Annotated in this window: 26 protein-coding genes; 15 read left to right on the forward strand and 11 right to left on the reverse strand. The window is 69.4% G+C overall.

Annotated features, from left to right (window positions below):
* Nucleotides 1–58: 58 nt before the first annotated feature.
* Nucleotides 59–2338 carry an NADP-dependent malic enzyme gene (locus AQY21_RS04345; RefSeq protein ID WP_058096563.1) on the reverse strand — a complete coding sequence of 760 codons (2280 nt, stop codon included), beginning with the start codon at nt 2336–2338 and terminating at the stop codon, nt 59–61.
* A gap of 172 nt (nt 2339–2510) precedes the next feature.
* Between AQY21_RS04345 and AQY21_RS04350 the strand changes: the two genes are divergently transcribed.
* The 6 genes from AQY21_RS04350 to AQY21_RS04375 all read left to right on the forward strand — a co-directional run bounded on the left by AQY21_RS04350 (nt 2511) and on the right by AQY21_RS04375 (nt 8130).
* On the forward strand, nt 2511–2906 hold the full coding sequence (locus AQY21_RS04350; protein ID WP_011748510.1) for a cytidine deaminase: 396 nt from the start codon (nt 2511–2513) through the stop codon (nt 2904–2906).
* Complete coding sequence (locus AQY21_RS04355) at nt 2903–4183, forward strand: thymidine phosphorylase (protein WP_058096564.1); 1281 nt, start codon at nt 2903–2905, stop codon at nt 4181–4183. Before AQY21_RS04350 ends, AQY21_RS04355 begins: the two co-directional genes overlap by 4 nt.
* Nucleotides 4180–5364 carry a phosphopentomutase gene (locus tag AQY21_RS04360; RefSeq protein WP_058096565.1) on the forward strand — a complete coding sequence of 395 codons (1185 nt, stop codon included), beginning with the start codon at nt 4180–4182 and terminating at the stop codon, nt 5362–5364. Before AQY21_RS04355 ends, AQY21_RS04360 begins: the two co-directional genes overlap by 4 nt.
* Nucleotides 5361–6329, forward strand: coding sequence for an adenosine deaminase (locus AQY21_RS04365; protein ID WP_058096566.1), 969 nt, complete (start codon nt 5361–5363; stop codon nt 6327–6329). The genes AQY21_RS04360 and AQY21_RS04365 overlap by 4 nt, the downstream gene beginning before the upstream one ends.
* On the forward strand, nt 6326–6961 hold the full coding sequence (upp, locus tag AQY21_RS04370) for a uracil phosphoribosyltransferase (protein ID WP_058096567.1): 636 nt from the start codon (nt 6326–6328) through the stop codon (nt 6959–6961). Before AQY21_RS04365 ends, upp begins: the two co-directional genes overlap by 4 nt.
* Before the next feature lie 71 nt (nt 6962–7032).
* A complete protein-coding gene (locus tag AQY21_RS04375; protein ID WP_058096568.1) occupies nt 7033–8130 on the forward strand; it encodes an SPOR domain-containing protein in 1098 nt (365 codons plus the stop codon).
* Nucleotides 8131–8137: 7 nt separating this feature from the next.
* Here AQY21_RS04375 and AQY21_RS04380 read toward each other — a convergent pair whose 3' ends face one another.
* The 3 genes from AQY21_RS04380 to AQY21_RS04390 form a co-directional block, all read right to left on the reverse strand.
* Nucleotides 8138–9157 carry a hypothetical protein gene (locus AQY21_RS04380; protein ID WP_058096569.1) on the reverse strand — a complete coding sequence of 340 codons (1020 nt, stop codon included), beginning with the start codon at nt 9155–9157 and terminating at the stop codon, nt 8138–8140.
* Nucleotides 9158–9514: 357 nt separating this feature from the next.
* A complete protein-coding gene (gene rpoH / locus AQY21_RS04385; RefSeq protein ID WP_028711965.1) occupies nt 9515–10420 on the reverse strand; it encodes an RNA polymerase sigma factor RpoH in 906 nt (301 codons plus the stop codon).
* A 66-nt stretch (nt 10421–10486) separates the two neighbouring features.
* Complete coding sequence (locus AQY21_RS04390; RefSeq protein WP_082657973.1) at nt 10487–11512, reverse strand: pseudouridine synthase; 1026 nt, start codon at nt 11510–11512, stop codon at nt 10487–10489.
* Here AQY21_RS04390 and AQY21_RS04395 point away from each other — a divergent pair.
* Complete coding sequence (locus tag AQY21_RS04395) at nt 11511–11816, forward strand: DUF6476 family protein (protein WP_238986687.1); 306 nt, start codon at nt 11511–11513, stop codon at nt 11814–11816. The two genes, AQY21_RS04390 and AQY21_RS04395, sit on opposite strands and share 2 nt — an antisense overlap.
* Here AQY21_RS04395 and AQY21_RS04400 read toward each other — a convergent pair.
* Nucleotides 11807–12100, reverse strand: coding sequence for an accessory factor UbiK family protein (locus AQY21_RS04400; RefSeq protein ID WP_058096571.1), 294 nt, complete (start codon nt 12098–12100; stop codon nt 11807–11809). The genes AQY21_RS04395 and AQY21_RS04400 overlap by 10 nt on opposite strands.
* 126 nt (nt 12101–12226) lie before the next feature.
* On the opposite strand from AQY21_RS04400, the gene lgt reads away from it, so the two are divergent.
* The 3 genes from lgt to pgeF are packed head-to-tail and all read left to right on the forward strand — an operon-like array spanning nt 12227 to nt 14932.
* Nucleotides 12227–13117 (forward strand): prolipoprotein diacylglyceryl transferase, encoded by an 891-nt coding sequence (gene lgt / locus AQY21_RS04405; protein ID WP_058096572.1) that lies wholly within the window; start codon nt 12227–12229, stop codon nt 13115–13117.
* Complete coding sequence (locus AQY21_RS04410) at nt 13114–14184, forward strand: class I SAM-dependent methyltransferase (RefSeq protein ID WP_058096573.1); 1071 nt, start codon at nt 13114–13116, stop codon at nt 14182–14184. The genes lgt and AQY21_RS04410 overlap by 4 nt, the downstream gene beginning before the upstream one ends.
* A complete protein-coding gene (pgeF, locus tag AQY21_RS04415) occupies nt 14168–14932 on the forward strand; it encodes a peptidoglycan editing factor PgeF (protein ID WP_058096574.1) in 765 nt (254 codons plus the stop codon). The genes AQY21_RS04410 and pgeF overlap by 17 nt, the downstream gene beginning before the upstream one ends.
* A gap of 103 nt (nt 14933–15035) precedes the next feature.
* Here pgeF and AQY21_RS04420 read toward each other — a convergent pair whose 3' ends face one another.
* Both AQY21_RS04420 and AQY21_RS04425 read right to left on the reverse strand, forming a co-directional pair.
* Complete coding sequence (locus AQY21_RS04420; protein WP_058096575.1) at nt 15036–15770, reverse strand: hypothetical protein; 735 nt, start codon at nt 15768–15770, stop codon at nt 15036–15038.
* Nucleotides 15771–15858: 88 nt separating this feature from the next.
* Nucleotides 15859–16359 carry an Lrp/AsnC family transcriptional regulator gene (locus AQY21_RS04425; RefSeq protein ID WP_058096576.1) on the reverse strand — a complete coding sequence of 167 codons (501 nt, stop codon included), beginning with the start codon at nt 16357–16359 and terminating at the stop codon, nt 15859–15861.
* A gap of 163 nt (nt 16360–16522) precedes the next feature.
* On the opposite strand from AQY21_RS04425, the gene trxB reads away from it, so the two are divergent.
* Both trxB and AQY21_RS04435 read left to right on the forward strand, forming a co-directional pair.
* Nucleotides 16523–17539 carry a thioredoxin-disulfide reductase gene (gene trxB, locus AQY21_RS04430; RefSeq protein ID WP_058096577.1) on the forward strand — a complete coding sequence of 339 codons (1017 nt, stop codon included), beginning with the start codon at nt 16523–16525 and terminating at the stop codon, nt 17537–17539.
* A 22-nt stretch (nt 17540–17561) separates the two neighbouring features.
* The gene (locus tag AQY21_RS04435; RefSeq protein ID WP_058096578.1) at nt 17562–18371 is read left to right on the forward strand and encodes a transcription antiterminator BlgG; all 810 of its coding nucleotides are present in this window, start codon (nt 17562–17564) and stop codon (nt 18369–18371) included.
* A 135-nt stretch (nt 18372–18506) separates the two neighbouring features.
* Here AQY21_RS04435 and AQY21_RS04440 read toward each other — a convergent pair whose 3' ends face one another.
* From AQY21_RS04440 to AQY21_RS04450, 3 genes are all read right to left on the reverse strand, one after another.
* Nucleotides 18507–18734 carry a DUF1150 domain-containing protein gene (locus AQY21_RS04440; protein WP_024843130.1) on the reverse strand — a complete coding sequence of 76 codons (228 nt, stop codon included), beginning with the start codon at nt 18732–18734 and terminating at the stop codon, nt 18507–18509.
* Nucleotides 18735–18747: 13 nt separating this feature from the next.
* Nucleotides 18748–19158 (reverse strand): Hsp20 family protein, encoded by a 411-nt coding sequence (locus AQY21_RS04445; protein WP_058096579.1) that lies wholly within the window; start codon nt 19156–19158, stop codon nt 18748–18750.
* A gap of 120 nt (nt 19159–19278) precedes the next feature.
* Entirely contained in the window at nt 19279–19881 is a 603-nt protein-coding gene (locus AQY21_RS04450; protein ID WP_058096580.1) for a hypothetical protein, read from the reverse strand.
* A 162-nt stretch (nt 19882–20043) separates the two neighbouring features.
* On the opposite strand from AQY21_RS04450, the gene AQY21_RS04455 reads away from it, so the two are divergent.
* From AQY21_RS04455 to AQY21_RS04465, 3 genes are read left to right on the forward strand one after another with little or no spacing between them, the layout of a single operon-like run.
* Complete coding sequence (locus AQY21_RS04455; RefSeq protein WP_058096581.1) at nt 20044–20262, forward strand: YdcH family protein; 219 nt, start codon at nt 20044–20046, stop codon at nt 20260–20262.
* A gap of 52 nt (nt 20263–20314) precedes the next feature.
* A complete protein-coding gene (gene purE / locus AQY21_RS04460; RefSeq protein WP_058096582.1) occupies nt 20315–20812 on the forward strand; it encodes a 5-(carboxyamino)imidazole ribonucleotide mutase in 498 nt (165 codons plus the stop codon).
* A complete protein-coding gene (locus AQY21_RS04465; protein WP_058096583.1) occupies nt 20805–21848 on the forward strand; it encodes a 5-(carboxyamino)imidazole ribonucleotide synthase in 1044 nt (347 codons plus the stop codon). Before purE ends, AQY21_RS04465 begins: the two co-directional genes overlap by 8 nt.
* Here the strand turns inward: AQY21_RS04465 and cobD are convergent.
* Nucleotides 21832–22794 (reverse strand): threonine-phosphate decarboxylase CobD, encoded by a 963-nt coding sequence (cobD, locus tag AQY21_RS04470; RefSeq protein WP_058096584.1) that lies wholly within the window; start codon nt 22792–22794, stop codon nt 21832–21834. The two genes, AQY21_RS04465 and cobD, sit on opposite strands and share 17 nt — an antisense overlap.
* Nucleotides 22795–22816 lie beyond the last annotated feature (22 nt).

Below are 22816 nucleotides of genomic sequence, written 5' to 3' on the forward strand. Positions count from 1 at the left end.
TTGCAAACCCCGTGCCATTTGCGCGGGCCGCGGCAGAATCACCACGGCCCGGCTGGGCTTATCTGTAGTGGCCGACCGGGGTGCCGGCGATCACGCTCATGTTCAGCAAGCCGCGCGTGGTGATCGAGGGGGTGACGATATGGGCGCGGTTGCCCATGCCCATCAGGATCGGCCCGACCTCGAGCCCGTTGGCCTTGAGCTTGAGCGCGTTGCGCACGCCCGAGGCCGAGTCGGTGCCCGAGAAGATCAGCGTGTTCGCCGCGCCCTCGATGCGCGAGCGCGGCAGCAGGCGTTCGCGGATGGCGGGGTCGAGCGCGGAGTCCACGTGCATCTCGCCGTCGAAGATGAAATCGACGCCGCGCGCCTCGAGGATCTCCATCGCCGCGCGCATCTTGCGGCCCGACTCGGTGTCGAGATTGCCGAATTGCGAATGGCTGCACAGCGCCACCTTGGGCGTGACGCCGAAGCGGCGCACATGGCGGGCGGCGCCGATCGCGGCCTCGGCCACCTGCTCGGGCGTGGGAGCGTGATGGACCTGGGTGTCGGCGATGAACAGCGGCCCGTCCTCGAGGATCATCAGCGACAGCGCGCCATGCGGGCGCAGCCCGTCGCGGGCCAGCACCTGGCTGACATAGTTCAGGTGCCAGCTATATTGGCCGAAGGTGCCGCAGATCAGGCTGTCGGCCTCGCCCCGATGCACCATGACGGCGCCGATGGCGGTGGTGTTGGTGCGCATGATGGCGCGGGCGATGTCGGGTGTGACGCCGCGCCGGGCCATCAGCTCGTGATAGGTGCCCCAGTAGTCGCGATAGCGCGGGTCGTTTTCCGGGTTCACGATCTCGAAGTCGCGGCCGGGGCGGATCGGCAGGCCGGCGCGCTCGGCGCGCATCTCGATCACCTCGGGGCGGCCGATCAGGATCGGCGCGTCGGTGGTCTCCTCCAGCATGGCGTTGGCGGCGCGCAGCACGCGCTCATCCTCGCCCTCGGCAAAGACGATGCGGCGCTTGGCGGTGGCGGCGGCCTCGAAGACCGGGCGCATGATCATGGCCGAGCGGAAGACCGAGCCGTCCAGCTTGCGCTTGTAGGCGGCGATGTCCTCCAGCGGCCGGGTGGCGACGCCGGTCTCCATCGCGGCCCTGGCCACGGCGGTCGAGACCACGCCGATCAGCCGCGGATCGAAGGGCTTGGGGATCAGGTAGTCCGCGCCGAAGGTCAGCGTCTCGCCGCGATAAGCCATGGCGGCCTCGGCGCTGGTGGTGGCGCGGGCGAGCGCCGCGATGCCCTCGATGCAGGCCAGCTGCATCTCGTCGTTGATCGTGGTCGCGCCCACGTCCAGCGCGCCGCGGAAGATGAAGGGAAAGCACAGGACGTTGTTGACCTGGTTGGGATAGTCGCTGCGGCCGGTGGCGATGATCGCGTCCGGGGCGACGGCGCGGGCATCCTCGGGCAGGATCTCGGGCGTGGGGTTGGCCAGCGCGAAGATGATCGGGCGCTTGGCCATCTTGGCCACCATATGCGGCTTCAGCACGCCGGGACCGGAGAGGCCCAGGAACAGGTCCGCGCCGTCGATCACCTGGTCCAGCGTGCGCAGGTCGGATTTCTGCGCATATTCCGCCTTTTGCGGCGTCATTTCCTCGGTCCGGCCCTCATGGACCAGGCCGGCGATGTCGCAGAGCCAGACGTTCTCGCGCTTGACGCCCAGTTTCAGCAGCATGTTGAGGCAGGCGATGCCGGCCGCGCCGCCGCCGGTCGAGACCACCTTGATGTCCTCGAACCGCTTGTGCGCGATGTGCAGCGCGTTGGTTGCCGCCGCGCCGACGACGATGGCGGTGCCGTGCTGGTCGTCGTGAAAGACCGGGATATTCATGCGCTCGCGGCACAGCTTCTCGACGATGAAGCAGTCGGGCGCCTTGATGTCCTCGAGGTTGATGGCGCCGAAGCTGGGTTCCAGCGCGCAGACGATCTCGGCCAACTTCTCGGGGTTCGATTCGTTCAGCTCGATGTCGAAACAGTCGATATTGGCGAATTTCTTGAACAGGACCGCCTTGCCCTCCATCACCGGCTTCGAGGCGAGCGCGCCGATATTGCCCAGCCCCAGCACGGCGGTGCCGTTCGAGACCACGGCGACCAGATTGCCGCGCGCGGTATAGCGGGCGGCGGCGGCAGGATCGGCCTTGATTTCCAGGCAGGCTTCGGCGACGCCGGGCGAATAGGCGCGGCTCAGGTCGCGGCCATTGGCAAGGGGCTTGGTGGCGCGCACCTCGAGCTTACCCGGGCGCGGGAATTCGTGATAATCCAATGCCGCCTGCCGGGCGTTGTCCTGCCTGCGTTCTTCCATCGCCAGACCCTCTCCTCTCAAGATGGTTCAGCGTTAAACTATTTTTTCGCCGGGGAACAGGGGGCATCGCCGGCGGGGGCGGGGATGCGCCGGACTTGCGCCGGACTTGCATCGCGAAGGGCGGGCGCGCAAACTCGCAATCCTGGCCGGACGGCAGGCGAAAGGTGGAGTGATGGCGCTTCTGGATGCGGCGCGCGAGGTGCGCGAAAGGGCCTATGCGCCCTATTCCAATTTCAAGGTCGGCGCGGCGGTGCGCGGCGCCTCGGGGCGGATCTATGCCGGCTGCAATGTCGAGAACGTCGCCTATCCCGAGGGCACCTGCGCCGAGGCCGGCGCCATCGCCGCCATGGTCGCGGCGGGCGAGACCGAGATCGTCGAGGTCGCCGTCATCGCCGACTCGCAAGGCCCGGTGCCGCCCTGTGGCGGTTGCCGGCAGAAGCTGGCCGAGTTCGGACGCCCCGAAACCCCGGTGCTGCTGGCCACGACCCGGGGCCACGAACTGGCCACCACCATCGGCGAGTTGCTGCCGGGGCGCTTCGGCATCAGCCACATGTCGGGCACGGAATGAGCCCTGCCGATCCGCGTCCGGTGATCGCCGCCGTCCGCGACGGGCGCGGGCTGGATGCGGCGGGCGCGGCGCTGATCGCGCGCGGGCTGGCCGACGGTTCGGTCAGCGATGCGCAGGCCGCCGCCTTCGCCATGGCGGTGCTGCTGCGCGGGCTGGACGAATCCGGCCGGGTGGCGCTGACTGGGGCGATGCGCGATTCCGGCCATGTGTTGCGCTGGGACCTGCCGGGGCCGGTGGTGGACAAGCATTCGACCGGCGGCATCGGCGACACGGTCAGCCTGATCCTGGCCCCGCTGGTGGCGAGTTGCGGCGCCTATGTGCCGATGATCTCGGGGCGCGGGCTGGGCCATACCGGCGGCACGCTGGACAAGCTGGAGGCGATCCCCGGTTTCCGCACCGCGCTGTCCGAGGACGAGTTCCGCCGCATCACCGCCGAGATGGGCTGTGCCATCGTCGCGGCGGGCCCCGAGCTGGCGCCGGCCGATGCGCGGCTTTACGCGATCCGCGACGAAAGCGCGACGGTGGGCTCGATCGACCTCATCACCGCCTCGATCCTGTCCAAGAAGCTGGCGGCGGGGCTCGACGCGCTGGTGCTGGATGTCAAGCAGGGCAGCGGCGCCTTTCTGCGCAGCCCGGACGCGGCGCTGGCGCTGGCCCGCGCGCTGGTCGATACCGCGAAGGGCGCCGGCTGCCGCACCCGCGCCTATGTCACCGACATGGACCAGCCGCTGGCCCGCGCCGCCGGCAATGCGCTGGAACTGCGCGAGGCCATCGCCGTGCTCACCGGCGGGCGGGGCGCGCTGCGCGAGCTGTCGCTGGCGCTGTCCTCGGCCTGCCTCGACCTTGGCGGCGTGTCCGCCGATGCCTTGCGGGCGCTGGAGAGCGGCGCCGCGGCCGAGCGTTTCGCCCGCATGGTGGCGGCGCAGGGCGGGCCGGCCGACCTGCTGGAGCATCCCGACCGCCACCTGCCGCCCGCGCCGGTGATCCGCGCCGTGCCCGGCCATGGCCGCGTCGCCGCCATCGACACCGAGGCGCTGGGTCATGCCGTGGTGGCGCTGGGCGGCGGGCGGCTGCATGCCGGCGACCGGATCGACCCGCGGGTGGGGCTTGCGGAACTGCTCCGCATCGGCGAGGAGGCGGGTCCGGGTCGTCCCCTGGCGCTGGTCCATGCCGCCTCGGAGGCGGCGGCCGAGGCGGCGGTTGCCACCGTCGCGGCCGCCTATCTCATGGGCGATGGCCCGGAGCCCGGCCCATTGATCCGCAGCGAGGTAACATGACCGACAGACGCGCCTTCCTGATCGTGATGGATTCGGTAGGCATCGGCGGGGCGGCCGACGCGGGCGCCTATTTCAACGATGGCCGGCCCGATACCGGCGCCAATACCGTCGCCCATATCGCCCAGGCGCGGCCGCTCACCATGCCGCATCTGGACGCGCTCGGCCTTGGCGCAGCGATCCGGCTGGCCAGCGGCGAGGCGGCGCCGGGCCTTGGCGCCCAGCCGCAGGGGCTCTGGGGCGCGGCGACCGAGGTCTCGCGCGGCAGGGACACCCCCTCGGGCCATTGGGAGATCGCCGGCGTGCCGGTGCCCTGGGACTGGCATTATTTCCCGAAGACCCGTCCGGCCTTTCCGGCCGATCTGACCGAACGCATTGCCCAGGTGGCGGGGACCGAGGGCATCCTCGGCAACGAACATGCCTCGGGGACCGAGATCATCGCCCGGCTTGGCGCCGAGCATCTGCGCACGGGCTGGCCGATCTGCTACACCTCGGCCGACAGCGTCTTGCAGATCGCCGCGCATGAGCAGGGCTTCGGCCTCGACCGGCTTTACCGGCTCTGCGAGCAGGTGGCCGCCATGGTCCACCCGATGCGGGTCGGCCGGGTCATCGCCCGGCCCTTCCTGGGCGCCGAGGGCAGTTTCGCCCGCACCCCGAACCGCCGCGACTATGCCATCGCCCCCCCGGCGCCGACGCTTCTGGACGTGGCGCAAGAGGCGGGGTGGGCGACCCATGCCGTGGGGAAGATCGGCGACATCTTCTCGCATCGCGGCATCTCCAAACTGCACAAGGGCAAATCCGATGCCGATCTGGCCGGCCACCTGCTGGCCCTGGCGGACGAGGCCGAAGCGGGCAGCCTGACATTCGCCAATTTCGTCGAGTTCGACAGCCTTTACGGCCATCGCCGCGATGTGACGGGCTATGCGGCGGCGCTGGAATGGTTCGACGGCGTGGCGGGCGTGCTGCTTTCCCGCCTGCGGCCGGGGGATCTGGCGATCTTCACCGCCGATCACGGCAACGACCCGACCTGGCACGGCACCGACCACACCCGCGAACGCGTGCCGGTGCTGGGCTGGGGCTATGGCATGCGCGCGGTCGGGCAGGTCGGTTTCGCCGACATCGCCGCCTCGGTCGCCGCGCATCTCGGCCTTCCGCCGGTCGGCCCGGGGAGGTCGTTTCTGTGAAATCGCTGAAGAAGATCGAGCTGCACCTGCATCTGGAGGGCGCGGCGCCGCCCGGCTTCATCCGTGCCCTCGCCGCCGAGAAGCACCGCGACATCGCCGGCATCTTCGATGAGAAGGGCGCCTATGCCTATCGCGATTTCAAGGACTTCTTGCGCGTCTATGAGGCGGCGACCTCGGTTCTGACCACACCGCGCGACTATGCCCGGCTGCTCTCCGAGGTGCTGGCAGAATGCGCCGAGCAGGGCGCGATCTATGCCGAGCTCTTCGTCTCGCCCGAATTCTGCGGCGGCGCGGACCTGCCGGCCTGGCGCGACTACCTCGCCGCCATGGAGGAGGTCGCCACCCAGGCCGAAGGCGACGGCATCGCCAGCCGCGCCGTGCTGACCTGCATCCGCCATTTCGGTCCGGACCGCGCCCGCAAGACCGCGATCTGCGCGGCCGAGACCTCGGGCGGCTGGGTCGCCGGCCTTGGCATCGGCGGCGCCGAGGATGCTGGCGAGCTGGGCGATTTCGCCTGGGCCTTCGACTGCGCGTGCGAGGCCGGGCTGGGCTTGACCGCCCATGCCGGCGAATGGCGCGGGCCGCAGTCGATCCGCGACGCGCTGGCGCTTGGCGTCACCCGCATCGGTCACGGCATCCGTGCCGTCGAGGATGCGCAGCTGCTGCGCGACCTGGCCGAACGCGGGATCACGCTGGAGGTCTGCCCAGGCTCGAACATCGCGCTTGGCCTGGTGCCGGGCTGGGCGGCCCATCCCATCGCCCGGCTGGCCGATGCGGGGGTGCGCGTCACCGTCTCGACCGACGATCCGCCCTTCTTCCACACCACGTTGTCGCAGGAATACCAGCGGCTTGCCGATGCTTTCGGCTGGGCCGAGGCCGAGTTCCGGCAGATGAACCTCTGGGCCATCGACGCGGCCTTCTGTGACGAAACCACCCGAACCCGCCTGCGAAAGGACCTGACATGACCCAAGCGCATCTGACCGTCGTCGATCACCCGCTGGTGCAGCACAAGCTGACGCTCATGCGCGACAAGACCACCTCGACCGCCGGCTTCCGTCGGCTCCTGCGCGAGATCAGCCTGCTTCTGGCCTATGAGATCACCCGCGAGCTGGAGATGACCACCATCCGCATCGAGACCCCGCTCTGCGAGATGGAGGCGCCGACGCTGGAAGGCAAGAAACTGGCGCTGATCTCGATCCTGCGGGCCGGCAACGGGCTGATGGACGGCATTCTGGAACTGATCCCGGCCGCGCGCGTCGGCTTCATCGGGCTTTACCGCGACCCCGAGACGCTGCAACCGGTGCAGTATTACTCCAAGGTTCCCAAGGCGTTGGACGCGCGCATGACCATCGTGGTCGATCCGATGCTGGCCACCGGCAATTCCTCGGTCGCGGCCATCGACCTGCTCAAGGCCGAGGGTGCGCGCAACCTGCGCTTCCTGTGCCTGCTTGCCTCGCCCGAGGGGGTGGCGCGCATGCGCGAGGCCCATCCCGACGTGCCGATCGTGACCGCTGCGCTGGACGAGCGGCTGGACGATCACGGCTATATCGTGCCGGGCCTGGGCGATGCGGGCGACCGCATGTTCGGCACGAAATGAGCCGGCGTTAACCGGGTCTTGAGGGCTTTCGGCCTATCACCGGGTCAGGCGACCGATTCGGGGATGGGGCGATGCGGGCAATTCTGTGGCTGATGCTGGCGCTGCTGCCGGGGCTTGCGCTGGCACAGGACCGGCGCCCGGCCGAGGAGCCGCCGGCGGATTTCCCGTCACGGCAATATATTGACAGCCGCGGTTGCGTTTTCCTGCGCGACGATCCGGGCGGCTGGGTTGCGCGGCGGGCACGCGACGGCACGCCGGTCTGCGGCTATCCGCCGACGCTTTCCGCGCGCGGGCTGGACGGCAGGCCGAAGCTGCGGGCGCTCGACCCCAATGCCGGGCGCGGCCGTGCCGAGCTGCTGGAAGAGGCATTGTCGCGGCAGGTCATCACCAACCTGCGCCCTGGCGAACTGGCCAGCGACCCCCGGCCACCGGAGCGCCTGCCGGACCTAGGCCCCGAGCCCGATTCCTCCGTCCCGGCCGATACGTTGCGGGCGGCGTTGGCGGCGGCGCCCGCCCTGCGCCAGGGCATGGGCGGCGCCCTGCGGCCGAACCGGCGGCTTTGCGAGTTGCTGGGCTATGACGACGAATCGGGTGCCGCAGGGCTGGGCCGCGATCCCTCGCATGGCTATTGCGCCTCCCTGCCGGAATCCGACCTGTCGCGGCTGAGCTTCGCGCGGCCGATCGGCAGCGCCGCGGCAGGCGCGGAAAACCCGTCGCCCGCTTTCCCTGCCGCTCAAGCCAGCGCCGCCCCGGCCGCCGCGCGCCGGCAGGACCCGGCAGCCAAACCCGCGCCGCCGCCGGCCGCGTCCGAAAAGCGGCCGGCGCCCGCGGCAAGGCCCGCGGCCGGGCAGGGGGCAGGGCAAGCCGCCGCCAAGTCGGAGCGTCCCGCCGGGGCCGGCAAACCCAGCGGCGCGCCGTCCAACGCGGTCGGTATGATCCCGGCTGGCGCGCGCTATGTGCAGGTCGGCACCTTCGCCGATCCGCAGAATGCCGAACGCGCGGCCGGGCGCATCGCCCGGATGGGCTATCCGCTGCTGCGCGGCCAGGATCGGGTCGGCGGGCGCGAGGTGCAGGTTCTCATCGCCGGCCCCTTTGCGGATCGCGAAGGCATCGTCCGGGCGCTGGACGGCATCCGCAAGGCCGGGTATCGCGATGCCTTTCCGCGCTGAGCGGCGGCTATTGGTCGCAGATCTCTTGCAGCGCGATCCATTCGCGGTCGCTGAGCACGGGGCGCGGTTCGGCCGTGCGGAAGGGATCGGCCTCGATCAGGCCCAGCACCGCCTCCCCCGTCGGGTCCAGCGAGCGGGCATAGGGTTCGCTGGAGATGCCGGCGCGGGTGAAATAGGCCAGCAGCGGCTCGTCCTCCGGGCGCGGCAGGGGGCTGGCCAGAAGTTTCTCGCCATAGCCCGCCAGCGACTTCTCGGGCAATGTCCCGGCGGTCAGCAGGTGAAAGGTCGCGCGCGCCCCGGCATAGCGCAGCGCGGCCAGCAAGGGGTCGTCCTGCACCGCCGCCGCCTGGGCGGCAAGGATATGGCCGGCGGCGACCTCGGGCGTCATCTGGCCCTCGACCAGATCTTCGCCGATGACGGTGATCGGCCCCGGCAGGCGGATCGCGCCGCGCAGGCTTGCCGGAACCACGACGATCTGCGCGTCCGGGCCGGTCAGCCGCATCGCCAGCTTCTGGCGCACCATGTCGCCGGCTGGGCGCGAGCAGGGGCTGCCGGTTGTCTTGGCGATCTCGGACAGCACCATGCGCCCGATCTCGGCCCGCTGCGCCGGCGGGGCGATGTCCGCCGCGTGGCGCACCAGCGCCGGCGGCACCCAGAACACCGCCAGCAGCGCCATGATCGCCGCGGCGCCCAGCATCAGCCCGCTGCGCAGCCGGCCGGGATGCGGCTTGCTGGCCTCGATCACCTGATGCACCTTGGAAATGGCCGAGATCATCAGCTCATCGTCGATCTCCAGCTCCTCGCCGGCATCGGCGCCGCCGGGCGCATAGCGCGCCGGCAGCTTGCCGGGGTTCAGCCGGGTGACAGCGGGCAGCGACCAATGCGCCAGCGGCACCTCCGAGCGCGGATCGGTCAGCACCAATGTCGCATCCCCGAACGAGACGATGACGTCGCGCAACTGCGATTTGGGCGTCTCGCGCCAGATTCCTGCGGCTTCCAGCCGTTGATATTGGTTCAGCGCCGTCATTTCCGCGCCATCGGCCCCTGCTGTCCTATCTCGACCATAAGCCAAGCCGGGCGCCGGTCAACTCCGCCCGCCGTCACGATAATTCCGGCCCCTGCACCGCTGCCGGCGGTGAGCCGCGGTCGGGAAAACCGCATGGCCTTCGCCGCAGCGGCAAGCAGGATGCCCTGCGGGAAGGCCGGCCGTGACCGCAGCCGCCTTGCCGCGCTTTCCAAGACGACGGATTGCGGCGGCTGCCCGATGCCTGCTGCGGATGGGAAGGCTCGCGGAATGGCCGGGGCAAGCCTTGCCGGCCGCGCGCGCACCGACGGGCCCGCCGTCGGGAAACGCTGGAACGGGCGAGCCGGCGGCAAGCGCGGATCAGGCGGTTTCTGGCACGGTCATGCCGCGTTCGCGCGCCAGCTCCCGGATGCGGTTTTGCAGCTTTTCGAAGGCGCGGACCTCGATCTGCCGGATGCGCTCGCGCGAGACGTCGTAGCGCGTCGAAAGATCCTCCAGCGTCATGGGGTCGTCGCGCAGGCGGCGCTCCATCAGGATGTCCTTTTCGCGGTCGTTCAGCACGTCCATGGCGGCGATCAGCATCTCGCGCCGCGCCGACAACTCGTCGGCCTCGGCGAATGCCTCGGCCTGGTTGGCGTCCTCGTCCTCCAGCCAGTCCTGCCATTGCGCCGTCGATTCCCCGTCGCCCGAGCCCACCGTCGCATTCAGCGAGGCGTCGCCGCTGGACAGGCGGCGGTTCATGTCGATGACCTCCTGCTCGGTCACGTTCAGGTCATGCGCGATCTGGGTGACGTTTTCCGGGCGCAGGTCGCCCTCTTCCAGCGCGCCCAGCTTGGACTTGGCCTTGCGCAGGTTGAAGAACAGCTTCTTCTGGGCCGAGGTGGTGCCCATCTTCACCAGCGACCACGAGCGCAGGATATATTCCTGGATCGAGGCGCGGATCCACCACATGGCATAGGTGGCCAGGCGGAAGCCCTTTTCCGGGTCGAAGCGCTTGACCGCTTGCATCAGGCCGACATTCGCCTCGGAAATGACCTCGGCCTGCGGCAGGCCATAGCCGCGATAGCCCATGGCGATCTTGGCGGCGAGCCGCAGATGGCTCGTCACAAGCTTCTGGGCCGCCTCGGCGTCCTGATGATCGACCCAGGCCTTGGCCAGCATGTATTCCTCTTCCGGTTCCAGCAGCGGGAACTTGCGGATTTCCTGCAAATAGCGGTTCAGGCCCTGTTCGGGGCTGGGTGCCGGAAGGTTGGTGTAGTTCGCCATCTGAAAATTCCCTGTCCCGCTCTTGGGCGGGTAATTGTGAACGCTATCGGCGGGGGCCGGGTTCCGTCAGCCCGAGGCTCCGCGCAGTGTCGCCAGCAATCCGGCCATGTCGGGCGGCAGCGGGCTGGCAAAGGTCAGCGTCTGGCCGCTGACCGGATGTTCGAAGCCCAGCTCGGCGGCGTGCAGCGCCTGGCGGGGAAAGGCGGCGACGGCCGCGGCGGCATCCGCCCCCAGCGCCCTGGCCGAGGCCCGCCTGTTGCCACCATAGACCGGGTCGCCGACCAGGCCCAATCCCGCATGGGCCATATGCACGCGGATTTGATGCGTGCGTCCGGTTTCCAGCCGGCATTCGACCAGCATGGCGGCGGGGGGCGTGCCGAAGGTCTCGATCACCCGGGCGCGGGTCACGGCATGGCGGCCGTTCTGGAAGTTGACCGCCTGGCGCTGCCGGTCGCCGGGGTGGCGGCCAATCAGCGTGGCGATGCGCAGCACCCCGCCCGGCTCGAACCCCACGCCCGGCAGGCCGCGCAGCCGCGCATCGGCCGGGTCGATCATGCCATGGGCGATGGCCAGATAGCGGCGCTGCGCCGTGTGGTCGGCGAATTGCCGGGCCAGTCCCTGATGCGCGCGGTCGGATTTCGCCACCACCAGAAGGCCCGAGGTCTCCTTGTCGATGCGGTGCACGATGCCGGGCCGGGCGGTGCCGCCGATCCCCGACAGGCTGCCCGCGCAATGCGCCAGCAGCGCATTGACCAGCGTCCCCGAGGGCGCGCCGGGTGCCGGATGCACCACCATGCCGGCGGGCTTGTTCACCACGATCAGGTCCTCGTCCTCATAGGCGATGGACAGCGGGATCGGCTCGGGCTGCGCGTCCAGCGGCTCGGGCGCACCGATCTCGACCAGGTAGTCGCCGGTCTCGGCCCGCGCCTTGCCATCCGTGACGGGTCCCGAGGGGCCCCGGACCGCACCCTCGGCGATCAGCCGGGCCAGGCGCGAGCGCGACAGCGCCGCCTGCTCTGGCGCGGCAAGGGCAAGCGCCTTATCAAGGCGCTCGGACAGTCCTTCGGGAATGGTGATGAGGATTTCGGCCATGGCACGGGATGATAGGCTGGATGCGGGACCAGAGGAAGCGTTGCCGATGCTGCGCTGGCTGCGCATCCTGGTGACCGCGCTGGCGGCGGTGATGGGCATCGGCGTGCTGGCGATCGCGGCGCTGCTATGGTTGCGCCTGTCGCAACCGCCGCTGCCCGAACTGCCCGAGCAGGTCGCCCTGCCCGAGGGCGCGGTGCCCGCCGCCGTCACCTTTGCCCGCGACTGGCTGGTGGTGGTGACCGAGACGGGCGAGGTGCTGCTTTACGACAAGCAGGGCCGGCTGCGCGAGCGGGTTCAGCCCTGACCCTCGCCGGTGCCGAGCGGGCCGGTCGCGTTGACCGAGGCCACGCCCTTGCCCTCCAGCGCGTCGAGGCGGGCGCGCAGCTCGGCATTCTCCGACCGCGCCTTGATCGCCATTTCGCGCACTGCCTCGAATTCCTCGCGGGTGACGAAATCGCGGTCGGCCAGCCAGCGGTCGATCCAGCTGTTGAAGGCAGTCTGCGCCTCGTCCTTGGCGCCCTGCGCCACGCCCATGGCATTGGTCATCAATTTCGAGAGATCGTCGAGAAAGCGGTTGTTCGCGGTCATGGCGGGCCTTTCGGTTCAGCGAGACCCCCTATATGGCCCCGAGGGCGCGGCTGTTCAATTGCCTGACAGCGCCGGTTGACACCCGGCGTCCCCCGCGTAGCCTGCCCGCGCCGAAACGAGGAGCCCATGATCCCCTTTCCCGACATCTCGCCCGAGATCTTCACCATCCAGCTTTTCGGCATGGAATTCTCGCTGCGCTGGTATGCGCTGGCCTATCTGGCCGGGCTGCTGATCGGCTGGCGCATCATCGTAGCGCTGATGCGGCGGCCGGGCCTGTGGGGCGACGCCGCACCGATGCGCCCCGAGCAGGTCGAGGAATTGCTGACCTGGGTGATCGTCGGCGTGGTGCTGGGCGGGCGGCTGGGCTTCGTGCTGTTCTACGAGCCGGGCTATTACCTGGCCAATCCCGGGCAGATCCCGGTGATCTGGCGCGGCGGCATGTCCTTTCACGGCGGCTTCCTGGGCGTGGTTCTGGCCTCCTGGTGGTTCTGCCGGCGGCACGGCATCCCGGCGCTGCGGCTGGCCGATGCGCTGTCGGTGGCGACGCCGATCGGCCTCGGCCTCGGCCGAGTGGCGAATTTCATCAATGCCGAGCTGTGGGGCCGGCCGACCGATGCGCCCTGGGGCGTGATCTTCCCGGGCGAGGCGGCACAGAATTGCCCCGGCATCGCCGGTCCCTGCGCCCGCCACCCGAGCCAGCTTTACGAGGCGGGGCTGGAGGGCGTGCTGCTGGCCGCCGCGCTGTTCCTGCTGGTCCGCGCCGGCGGCCTGCGCCGTCCGGGGCAGGCGCTGGGGATGTTCCTGGCCGGCTATGGCCTGTCGCGCTTTGTCGTCGAGTTCTTCCGCCAGGCCGATGCGCAGTTCATCACCCCCGACAATCCGCTGGGCCATGTGCTGGGCGGGCCGGTCTGGGGCGTGACCATGGGACAGGTGCTGTCGCTGCCGATGGTGCTGGTCGGGCTGGCCTTCCTGATCCGCGCCCGCAGCCGCCCGGCCGTGCCGCAGACGGCCGCATGACGCCTCTGGCGCGCCTGATCGCCGCGCGCATCCGGCTATCGGGGCCGATGCGGCTGGACGAATACATGCGGCTCTGCCTGCTGCATCCCGAGCATGGCTATTACGCGACCCGCGACCCTTTCGGTGCGGCGGGCGATTTCACCACCGCGCCCGAGATCAGCCAGATCTTCGGCGAGATGGTCGGCCTGGCGCTGGCGCAAGCCTGGCTGGACCAGGGCCGGCCAGCGCCCTTTACCCTGGCCGAGATCGGTCCGGGGCGCGGCACGCTGATGGCCGATATCCTGCGCGCCATCCGGGTGGTGCCCGGCATGGCCGAGGCGGCGCGGGTCGTGTTGGTCGAAGCCTCGCCGCATCTGCGCCGGGTCCAGCGCGGCAGGCTGGGCGAGATCGCGCATCTGGACGATGTGTCGCAGTTGCCGCAGGCGCCGCTGTTCCTGGTCGCCAACGAGTTCTTCGACGCCCTGCCGATCCGGCAATTCCAGCGCGGTGCGCAGGGCTGGGCCGAACGGGTGGTGGCGCTGGATCAGGACGGCGGGCTGGAGATGGGGCTGGCCCCTGCCCCTGAGGGCGACGCGGGGCTGCCGCCCGCAGCCGAGGGGGCGATCCGCGAAACCTGCCCCGAGGCCGCGCCGATCGTCGCGCAGGTCGCCGGGCGCATCGCCGCGCATGGCGGCTGCGCCATCCTCATCGACTATGGCGGTTGGGACGGGCAGGGCGACACGTTCCAGGCGCTGCGCCGGCACCGGCCCGAGGATGTGCTGGCCAATCCCGGCGAGGCCGACCTGACCGCGCATGTGGATTTCGCGCCCCTGGCCTTGGCGGCGCGGGCGGCGGGGGCACGCGTCTCGCGCATGGCGAGGCAGGGCGACTGGCTGCTGCGGCTGGGGATCGCGCAGCGCGCCGAGCGGCTGGCGGCGGCCGGGGATGCCGGCGCCATGGCTGCGCTTCATCGCTTGACCGCGCCCGATGAAATGGGTCACCTGTTCAAGGTGCTGGCCTTCTGGGCTCGCCATGCGCCCGTGCCTGCCGGATTCGAGCCCCTGGACGACGATGCAGACGACGCTTGAGATCCTGACCCATCCGCTGCTCGCTTCGGTGCGGCACGGCTTCTTCACAAGGCGCGGCGGCGCTTCCTCGGGGCTGTTCGCGGGGCTGAACTGCGGCTACGGCTCCAGCGACCAGGGCGAGATCGTCAGCATCAACCGCGCCCGCGTCGCCGAGGCGATGGGCGTGCCGCCCGCCGGCCTTGCCACCGTGCACCAGGTGCATTCCGCCGATATCGCCGTGCTGCGCGCCGGCGATGATCCCGCCGGTCTTGCGGGGGTTCGCGCCGACGGCATCGTCACCGACCAGCCCGGGGTGGCGCTGGCGGTGCTGACCGCCGATTGCCAGCCGATCCTGCTGGCCGATCCGCAGGCCGGGGTGATCGGCGCCGTCCATGCCGGCTGGCGCGGCGCGCTTTCGGGCGTGATCGAGGCGGCGGTGGGCGCGATGAACGACCTGGGGGCGACGCAGATCCGCGCGGTGATCGGCCCGACGATCAGCCAGCGCGCCTATGAGGTCGGCGAGGATTTCATGGACGAATTCCTGGTCGAGGATCCGGGCTATCACCGCTTCTTCTCCGGCGGGCCGAACGGGCGGCCGATGTTCGACCTGCCCTCGTTCGGCCTGATGCGGCTGCGCGAGGCCGGGGTCGAGGCAGAGTGGACGCGGCATTGCACCTATTCCGATCCGGACCGATTCTTTTCCTATCGCCGCAGCACGCATCAGAACCAAGCGGATTACGGTCGGCTGATCTCGGCCATCGCGCTGTAGCGACGGGCCGGCGCAAGGTGCTCACGGGCTGGGGCGTGCGATATCGGGGCCTGGGGCTGCGAGATGTCCGGCCGGTTTCCGCGATGCGGGATATTGCTGCTGGTCAGGGATAGACCTGCTCCAGCGCCCCGGATGAAATCATGCTGTTGGTCGTAACGATGGACTGGTCCTGAAGATTGTAGGTCCAGCAGTCCTCAAAGGCCAGTTCGTAGCGGCAATATCGGTGCGCTTCCAAGACCTTGCGCAGCTCCGGATCCATATTCTCCACATCGGTGACAAGGTTGCGCAACTTAATCGGTGATCCCAGAACAATTCCGGCATTCATTGCGCTCGCGTAGACCAGCTCAGCGTTGTAGAATGCGCCGTCGCCCAGCAGAAACTGGTCATCGAATGGCTGACTATAAGCAATAAAGAGTGCGAAGCGCACCAGCGGCCCCGGCCACATCTGTTCTTCCGGATCATAGTCCTGATTGAGATCGGGGGCGCGATAGACCGCATATTCGTGAGGCGACAGTCCCTCGATATGTTCATATAGCATCTCTTCGGTCACACCGTCCGACTGATCGACAAAGACAACGCGCGGGCCGCCACTACTGGGCCGAAGTATCCCGACCGATGCCCATTGCAGGCCGAAGCTTCGCTTTATTGCATCGTCAATGTCATTGATCTTGTCGCGGAAAATCAGATCACCCGGTCGCCAGTCCCACCTGGCTTCCGCCATAGCCGCCGAATAGTCCGACTGCCCGAGTTCTGGCTCGGCCAAGGGTTTGCCCTCCTGTGCCCATGCTGGCCAGTAAAGGGCGAAAGCCACCGATGTGGCCCGGATCAGCTGTTTCATAGGCTTCTTTGCTGCCGTTACCTGCCCTCGGAGCCTAGCCTTGCCGTCGAATGACCGCAAAAGGCTCAAAGCCCGCAGCCCGCAGCCCTCACCCCAGCGCCGCCGCCCTTTCCTCGACTACGCTGAAGGGCACGCCCGGCTCGTCCTTGGCGCAGCGGATCACCAGCGAGGTCTTGACCGAGGCCACGTTCGGCGCCGCCGTCAGCTTCTCGGTCAGGAACCGCTGGAAGCTGGTCAGGTCGGGCGAGACGCATTTCAGGATGAAGTCGATCTCGCCGTTCAGCATGTGGCACTCGCGCACCAGCGGCCATTCGCAGGCCAGCGCCTCAAAGGCCGACAGGTCGCGTTCGGACTGGCTCACCAGCCGGACCATGGCAAAGACCTGCACCTCGAAGCCCAGCTCGCGCGCGTTGATATCGGCATGGTAGCCGCGGATATAGCCCATCTCCTCCAGCGCGCGGACGCGGCGCAGGCAGGGCGGGGCCGAAATGCCGACGCGGCGGGCCAGCTCGACATTGGTCATGCGGCCATCGGCTTGCAGCTCCGCCAGAATTTTGCGGTCGATTTCGTCAAGTCTGGCGGCGGTCATCTGGTCCCCTGGCTTGCCTTTCCGGCAAAAAACATGCCGGAAACTATCCTGCGGGGTCGGATTGCGCAACATTCTTTCCGCCCGCGCGGGAGTGGGCCTTATGGATTGCATGCCGGGCCGGCGGTGATTAGCTAAGGCTGCGCCAAGCGAAAGGTTTCCTGCCATGTCCCATGTCCCTGCCGAGATTGCCGCCGACACCAGCCTGCCCGCCCATAGCCGGGTGCTGATCGTGGGTTCGGGTCCGGCCGGCTATACGGCCGCGGTCTATGCCGCGCGCGCGATGCTTTCGCCGGTGCTGATCCAGGGCATGCAGCCGGGCGGCCAGCTGACCATCACCACCGAGGTCGAGAACTGGCCGGGCGAGACCGAGATCCAGGGCCCCGACCTGATGGTCAAGATGGAGGCGCATGCCCGCGCCATGGGCGCCCGCATCTTCGTCGATACGGTGACGCGGCTGGACCTGAAGCGGCGGCCCTTCGTGGCCGAGCTCGATTCGGGGGCGCGCATCACCGCGGATGCGGTGATCCTGGCCACCGGCGCCCAGGCGCGCTGGCTGGGCCTGCCCAGCGAGGAGAAGCTCAAGGGCTTCGGCGTCTCGGCCTGCGCCACCTGCGACGGCTTCTTCTACCGGGGCCGCGAGGTCGTGGTGGTGGGCGGCGGCAACACCGCGGTCGAGGAGGCGCTGTTCCTGACCAATTTCGCCAGCAAGGTGACGCTGATCCATCGCCGCGACAGCCTGCGGGCCGAGAAGATCCTGCAAGAGCGGCTGTTCCGCAATCCCAAGGTCGCGGTGATCTGGGATCACGAACTGGTCGAGGTGCAGGGCGAGCAGCAGCCGCCGGGCGTGACCGGCGTGCGCGTGCGCCATGTCCGGCAGGGGACCGAGCAGGTGGTGCCGGCGGACGGCGTCTTCATCGCCATCGGCCATGCGCCCGCCTCGGAACTGGTCAAGGACCAACTCGACCTGCATCACGGCGGCTATGTCCGGGTCGAGCCGGGCACGACGCGGACCTCGATCCCCGGCGTCTTTGCCGCGGGCGACCTGACCGACCACATCTATCGCCAGGCGGTGACCAGTGCCGGCATGGGCTGCATGGCGGCGCTGGATGCCGAGCGCTACCTGGCCGAGCATGACACGGCCGGCGAGCCGAACCCGCATGCCGCCGAGATCCCGGCCTGATGGCCAGGCCGTTGCCCGCCCGATGAGCCTGCCGCATCACCAGCCGCTCCGCGCACTTCTGGTCAGCCCCGAGGCCGGGCAGAAGCTGCGGGCCGAGGCCGCGCGCCTGGCCGCCTGGGATCTGACCTCCCGGCAACTGGCCGATCTGGACCTGCTGACCGGCGGCGGCTTCTTCCCGCTGCGCGGCTTTCTGACCCAGGCGGATTACGATTCGGTGCTGGCGGGGATGCGGCTGACCTCGGGCGCGCTCTGGCCCATGCCGGTGGTGCTGGAGGTCGGCGTGGATTTCGCCGATCAGGTCGAACCGGGGGAGGATATCGCCCTGCGCGGCCCCGATGGCGCGGTCATGGCCATTCTGTCGGTCACCGACAAGTGGAGCCCGGACCGGGCGCGCGAGACCGAAAGCCTGTTCGGCAGCGCCGAGCCGTCGCATCCGGCTGCGGCCTTGCAGCGCGCGGCCGGGCCGGTCTGCCTGGGCGGGCCGGTCAAGGGATTGCAAGGCGCGGATGATGCCCGGCACGGCCCGAACGGCTGGCGGGCGCATTTTCGCGCCCAGGGTTGCGCGCGGGTGCTGGCCTGCGATCCCGCGGATGTGCCTGTCGCGGCGCCGCTGGCCGGTGCGCTTGGCGCCGAATTGCTGACGGTCGGGGCCGAGCCGCGCCAAGCCGGGGCGCGCGAGGCGCTGTGGCAGGCGCTGATCCGCCGCAACCATGGCGCCACGCATCTGCTGCTGCCCGCAGATCCGGCTGCACAGGCGCTGCTGCGGCAATATGGGGACGAGATCGGGCTGGAACTGGTCGAGGCCGGCGATGGCGGGACCGGCGACCCATAACAGGCCCTTGCCGGATGGCGGTCCGGATGACCGCTCTGGCATTTCCTCGCGACATTGAATGGTTGGATGGCCGCTGCGAGACGGCGCCATTGTCGCGACCGGGCCGCCGCCTTGCCGGGCGACGGCCGTTTGCGGTCAGTGTACGCTGACCGGGGTCAACTCGTTCTGGCGGGCCAGCATGAAGGCCAGGCTGCGGTCCTTGACCAGGGCCAGCCGCTCTCCGTCGGGGCCATGCACGGCATAAAGCGCGTCGGCGCCGGGCACCTGACGGCGAACCTCGTCGGGCAGGCTGTCCATGGCGACGCGGCGGATATAGACGATGTTGCCCGCGTTTTCCGGGCCGAAATCGAATTTCTCGTTCATTTGCGATCCCCTTTCACTTGCGGCTGATCGGTATGGTCTGCACGATGCTGTCGGGCACGGAGCGGCGCAGATCGATGTTCAGAAGCCCGTTTTCCAACCCTGCGGACACGACCTCGACGCCATCCGCCAGCACGAAGCTGCGCTGAAAGGCGCGGGACGCGATGCCCCGGTGCAGAAAGACGCGGCCTTCCTCGGTCTCCGACTGCCGACCGCGAATCACCAACTGGCGATCCTCCAGCGTGATCGACAGGTCCTCCTCGGAAAAACCCGCCACGGCCAGCGTGATGCGAAAGCCGTTCGGCCCCTGGTGTTCGATGTTGTAGGGCGGATAGCCCTCGGCGCCCTTGGCGGCACGTTCGGCCAGACGTTCCAACTGGTCGAACCCCAGCAGGAACGGATGAGCGGCCAGACTGATCTTGGTCATTCCCAAGCCCTTTGCATCAAAGCGACTGTCGGCCGGACCCCGGAATGGCGATCCGGCAAGATCAATATGTGAACGGATGCCGCCGGAAACAAGGGCTTGCCGCGTCGCAGCGGCGCGAGGTCAGGGCCGCAGGCCGCATGCGGCCATCGCCGCCCGGATCGCCCGGCCCGAGCCGGCCAGCGGCAGGCTGCCCCGGCCGCGCTCGTCCGAAAGCTCGATCCGGCTGCCGCCCAGCAGCCCGGCCAGCAGCGCCGAGCCGCGCGCCGCCTGGGTTGCGCGCATGCCGCGCTGTGCCACAAAGGGCTGCATCACCGGCCGGCCGTCGATGCGCAGGACCAGCGCGCCGGGCGAGCCGGCCATGCCCTCGATGGCGATCAGCCCCTCGTTGCCGCGCTGGCACATATAGCTCAGCGCCAGCCGGCCGGACTGCACCCTTGCATAATGCGTCCGGCCGCCATCGGCCGCGCCGTTGGTCCAGGCCGCACCCTGCCGCGGCGGCTGGGCGGGCTGCTGGCGCCGGGGCGCCGGGGCGGCTTCCTCGCAATGTTCGGCCACGCAAGCGTGGTATTGCGGGTTCGAGGCGGGACCGAAGTGATACAGGCATTGGTTGACGCAAAGCTGCATCTGTTCGTCCCCGCCTTGGGCATGCGCGGGGGCAAGCGGCAGCAGCAGCGCCATCGCAAGGGCGCCGGGCCCGATCCTGTTGGGGGCGGTGGGGGGCATCGGTTCCTCCTGCATCGGGTTCTGGCGCGAGTTTCGGGCCGGGCGGCCGCTCCGGGCAAGCGTTTTCTGATGCTGCCGGCTTGCGTTAACGCTTTCTCGCAAAACCATTAACAACGCCGGGGGCCTGCGCTATAACCGGAACGATCCAGCCCGAGGCCCGAGATGAACGCCCAACACGAGATGTCCCATGACGAGATCGCCCGCGCCAAGCTCGAAGTGCTGCGGCGCGAGCACCGGGATCTTGACGAGGCGATCGCCGCGCTGTCGGAACAGAGCCTGACCCATTCGCTGACGCTGCAACGGCTCAAGAAGCAAAAGCTTGCGCTCAAGGACCGCATCTCCCGGCTCGAGGACGAGTTGACCCCCGACATCATCGCCTGATTGCATGATCCCGCCCGGCGCTGTAGGGCGGGGCGCAAAAGGGGGTCGAGCCATGGAAAAAGCCGCCGAAAAACCCGTGGGGATCATTATGGGCAGCCAGTCCGACTGGCCGACCATGCGTGAGGCCGCCGCCATCCTGGACGAGTTGGGCATCGGCTACGAGGCGCGAATCGTTTCCGCGCATCGCACGCCGGACCGGCTGTGGGATTATGGCAAGACGGCGGTGGCGCGCGGGCTGAAGGTCATCATCGCCGGCGCCGGCGGGGCCGCGCATTTGCCGGGCATGATGGCCAGCAAGACCCGGGTGCCGGTGATCGGCGTGCCGGTGCAGACCAAGGCGCTGTCCGGCGTCGATTCGCTTTATTCCATCCTTCAGATGCCCAGGGGCTATCCGGTCGCCACCATGGCCATCGGTGCCGCGGGTGCCGCCAATGCCGGGCTGATGGCGGCCGGCATCCTGGCGGTTTCCGATCCCGACCTGGCGGCGCGGCTGGACGCCTGGCGGCAGGCGCTGTCCGATTCCATCCCCGAGGAGCCGCGCGATGAGTGAACTGAAACCCGGCGCGACCATCGGCATCCTGGGCGGCGGTCAGCTTGGCCGCATGCTCTCGGTCGCGGCCAGCCGGCTGGGCTATCGCTGCCATGTCTACGAGCCGGGCGCCGCGCCGGCGGGCGACGTGGCGCATCGGCTGACCACCGCGCCCTATGAGGACCAGGCGGCGCTGCGCGCCTTCGCCGAATCGGTCGATGTCATCACCTATGAATTCGAGAACGTGCCGACGGCGGCGCTGGATCTGCTGGAATCGCTGCGCCCGATCCGGCCGAACCGCCGTGCCTTGGCCGTGTCGCAGGACCGGCTGAGCGAAAAGGATTTCCTGACCGGGATCGGGCTCTGCACCGCGCCCTATCGCAATGTCGAGACCGAGGCCGATCTGCCCGAGGCGCTGGCGGCCTTGGGGGCGCCGGCGATCCTCAAGACCCGGCGCCTGGGCTATGACGGCAAGGGGCAGATCCGCTTTTCCGATGCCGGGCACCGGGACTGGACCGGCGCGCCCTCGGTGCTGGAGGGGTTCGTGGATTTCTCGGCCGAGATCAGCGTCATCGTCGCGCGCGGCGCCGACGGGCAGGTCGCGGCCTATGATCCGGGCCTGAATGTGCATCGCGAGGGCATCCTGCGCACCACCACGGTGCCTTGCGGCTTGTCCGCCGGCCTGCTGACCGATGCGGTGCTGATCGCGGCGCGCATCGTCAATGCGCTGGACTATATCGGCGTCATGGGGGTCGAGCTGTTCGTGACCGCGGAGGGGCTGGTGGTGAACGAGATCGCGCCGCGCGTGCACAATTCCGGCCATTGGACGCAGGCGGGCTGCGCCGTGGACCAGTTCGAGCAGCATATCCGCGCCGTGGCCGGCCTGCCCCTGGGCGACGGCCAGCGCTACGCCGATGTCGAGATGCAGAACCTGATCGGCGACGACGTGCTGCGCCTGCCGGAATTGCTGAAGCAGCCGCGCATGCAGGTCCATCTTTACGGCAAGGGCGATGCGCGTCCGGGCCGCAAGATGGGCCATGTCAACCGGGTGCTGTAAAGGCGCCCGCCACGCGGTCGAATTCTTCGCGCGAGCCGGGAATGCCCAGGCGGATCCAGCGCGGGTGCCAGGGAAAGATGCGGCTCCAGATGCCGGCGCGGGCCAGCAGTTCATGTGCGGCCGGTGCGTCGGGTGTGTCGTAGAGCCGGAACAGATGCGTGCCGCCCGCCAGCGGCCAATGCGGCGTGACGATCTGGTCCAGATGCAGCGCCGCCTCGGACAGCCAGACCACGGTGTCGTCGATCCATTGCGCATCGGCCAGCGCCTGCGCGCCGATCTCCAGGGCCGGGCCGCCGACCGACCAGGGGCCGGCGCGCTCGGCCAGTCGCGCCAGCAGATCCGGCGCGGCGATGGCGAAGCCCAGCCGCAGCCCGGCGAGGCCCCAGAACTTGCCGAAGCTGCGCAGCACGGTCACGTTTTCCGGCCGCGCGCCCGCCACCGACAGGTCGGGGCGCGGATCGGCAAAGCTTTCGTCCACCACCAGATGCCCGACGCTGGCGGCAATGGCGGCGATCTGCGCGGGCGTGAACTCGCGCCCGTCCGGGTTGTTCGGGTTCACGATGACCGCCAGATCGGCACCGGCCAGCGCAGCCGGATCGGCAGGCTCGGCCACATCCCAGCCGGCGGCGCGCAGGCTGGCGGCATGTTCGTTATAGGTCGGGGACAACACCGCCGCCCGCCGGCCCGGCAGCAGATGCGGCAGAAGCTGGATCGCCGCCGAGGCGCCGGCCAGCGGCAGCACCTGATCCTGCGGCCCGCCGAATCGGGCCGCGGCCAGGGCGCAGAGGCGGGCGGTATCGGCGCGCGTCGGCAAGGCGGTCAGCGCATGGGGCGAAAGCGGTCCTGCCTGCCAGGGCCGGCGGTTGATTCCCGTTGACAGGTCGATCCAGTCTGCCCGCCCGAAGCGGCTGGCCGCCTTGTCGATATCACCGCCGTGGTCGCGCATGGGCAATCCTCCCCGGCGTCCT

Source organism: Paracoccus sp. MKU1 (assembly GCF_001447385.1).
Classification (GTDB): domain Bacteria; phylum Pseudomonadota; class Alphaproteobacteria; order Rhodobacterales; family Rhodobacteraceae; genus Paracoccus.

Bases quoted from the DNA above. Each gene is read 5' to 3' on its own strand.
- AQY21_RS04360 (WP_058096565.1), top strand. From the start codon at position 4,180: ATGACCGACAGACGCGCCTTCCTGATCGTGATGGATTCGGTAGGCATC.
- pgeF (WP_058096574.1), top strand. From the start codon at position 14,168: ATGCAGACGACGCTTGAGATCCTGACCCATCCGCTGCTCGCTTCGGTG.
- AQY21_RS04425 (WP_058096576.1), bottom strand. From the start codon at position 16,359: ATGACCGCCGCCAGACTTGACGAAATCGACCGCAAAATTCTGGCGGAG.
- AQY21_RS04410 (WP_058096573.1), top strand. From the start codon at position 13,114: ATGACGCCTCTGGCGCGCCTGATCGCCGCGCGCATCCGGCTATCGGGG.
- AQY21_RS04420 (WP_058096575.1), bottom strand. From the start codon at position 15,770: ATGAAACAGCTGATCCGGGCCACATCGGTGGCTTTCGCCCTTTACTGG.
- AQY21_RS04350 (WP_011748510.1), top strand. From the start codon at position 2,511: ATGGCGCTTCTGGATGCGGCGCGCGAGGTGCGCGAAAGGGCCTATGCG.
- AQY21_RS04435 (WP_058096578.1), top strand. From the start codon at position 17,562: ATGAGCCTGCCGCATCACCAGCCGCTCCGCGCACTTCTGGTCAGCCCC.
- cobD (WP_058096584.1), bottom strand. From the start codon at position 22,794: ATGCGCGACCACGGCGGTGATATCGACAAGGCGGCCAGCCGCTTCGGG.
- upp (WP_058096567.1), top strand. From the start codon at position 6,326: ATGACCCAAGCGCATCTGACCGTCGTCGATCACCCGCTGGTGCAGCAC.
- AQY21_RS04465 (WP_058096583.1), top strand. From the start codon at position 20,805: ATGAGTGAACTGAAACCCGGCGCGACCATCGGCATCCTGGGCGGCGGT.
- purE (WP_058096582.1), top strand. From the start codon at position 20,315: ATGGAAAAAGCCGCCGAAAAACCCGTGGGGATCATTATGGGCAGCCAG.
- AQY21_RS04445 (WP_058096579.1), bottom strand. From the start codon at position 19,158: ATGACCAAGATCAGTCTGGCCGCTCATCCGTTCCTGCTGGGGTTCGAC.
- rpoH (WP_028711965.1), bottom strand. From the start codon at position 10,420: ATGGCGAACTACACCAACCTTCCGGCACCCAGCCCCGAACAGGGCCTG.
- AQY21_RS04395 (WP_238986687.1), top strand. From the start codon at position 11,511: ATGGCACGGGATGATAGGCTGGATGCGGGACCAGAGGAAGCGTTGCCG.
- AQY21_RS04450 (WP_058096580.1), bottom strand. From the start codon at position 19,881: ATGCCCCCCACCGCCCCCAACAGGATCGGGCCCGGCGCCCTTGCGATG.
- AQY21_RS04375 (WP_058096568.1), top strand. From the start codon at position 7,033: ATGCGGGCAATTCTGTGGCTGATGCTGGCGCTGCTGCCGGGGCTTGCG.
- AQY21_RS04455 (WP_058096581.1), top strand. From the start codon at position 20,044: ATGAACGCCCAACACGAGATGTCCCATGACGAGATCGCCCGCGCCAAG.
- trxB (WP_058096577.1), top strand. From the start codon at position 16,523: ATGTCCCATGTCCCTGCCGAGATTGCCGCCGACACCAGCCTGCCCGCC.
- AQY21_RS04400 (WP_058096571.1), bottom strand. From the start codon at position 12,100: ATGACCGCGAACAACCGCTTTCTCGACGATCTCTCGAAATTGATGACC.
- lgt (WP_058096572.1), top strand. From the start codon at position 12,227: ATGATCCCCTTTCCCGACATCTCGCCCGAGATCTTCACCATCCAGCTT.
- AQY21_RS04440 (WP_024843130.1), bottom strand. From the start codon at position 18,734: ATGAACGAGAAATTCGATTTCGGCCCGGAAAACGCGGGCAACATCGTC.
- AQY21_RS04355 (WP_058096564.1), top strand. From the start codon at position 2,903: ATGAGCCCTGCCGATCCGCGTCCGGTGATCGCCGCCGTCCGCGACGGG.
- AQY21_RS04345 (WP_058096563.1), bottom strand. From the start codon at position 2,338: ATGGAAGAACGCAGGCAGGACAACGCCCGGCAGGCGGCATTGGATTAT.
- AQY21_RS04390 (WP_082657973.1), bottom strand. From the start codon at position 11,512: ATGGCCGAAATCCTCATCACCATTCCCGAAGGACTGTCCGAGCGCCTT.
- AQY21_RS04380 (WP_058096569.1), bottom strand. From the start codon at position 9,157: ATGACGGCGCTGAACCAATATCAACGGCTGGAAGCCGCAGGAATCTGG.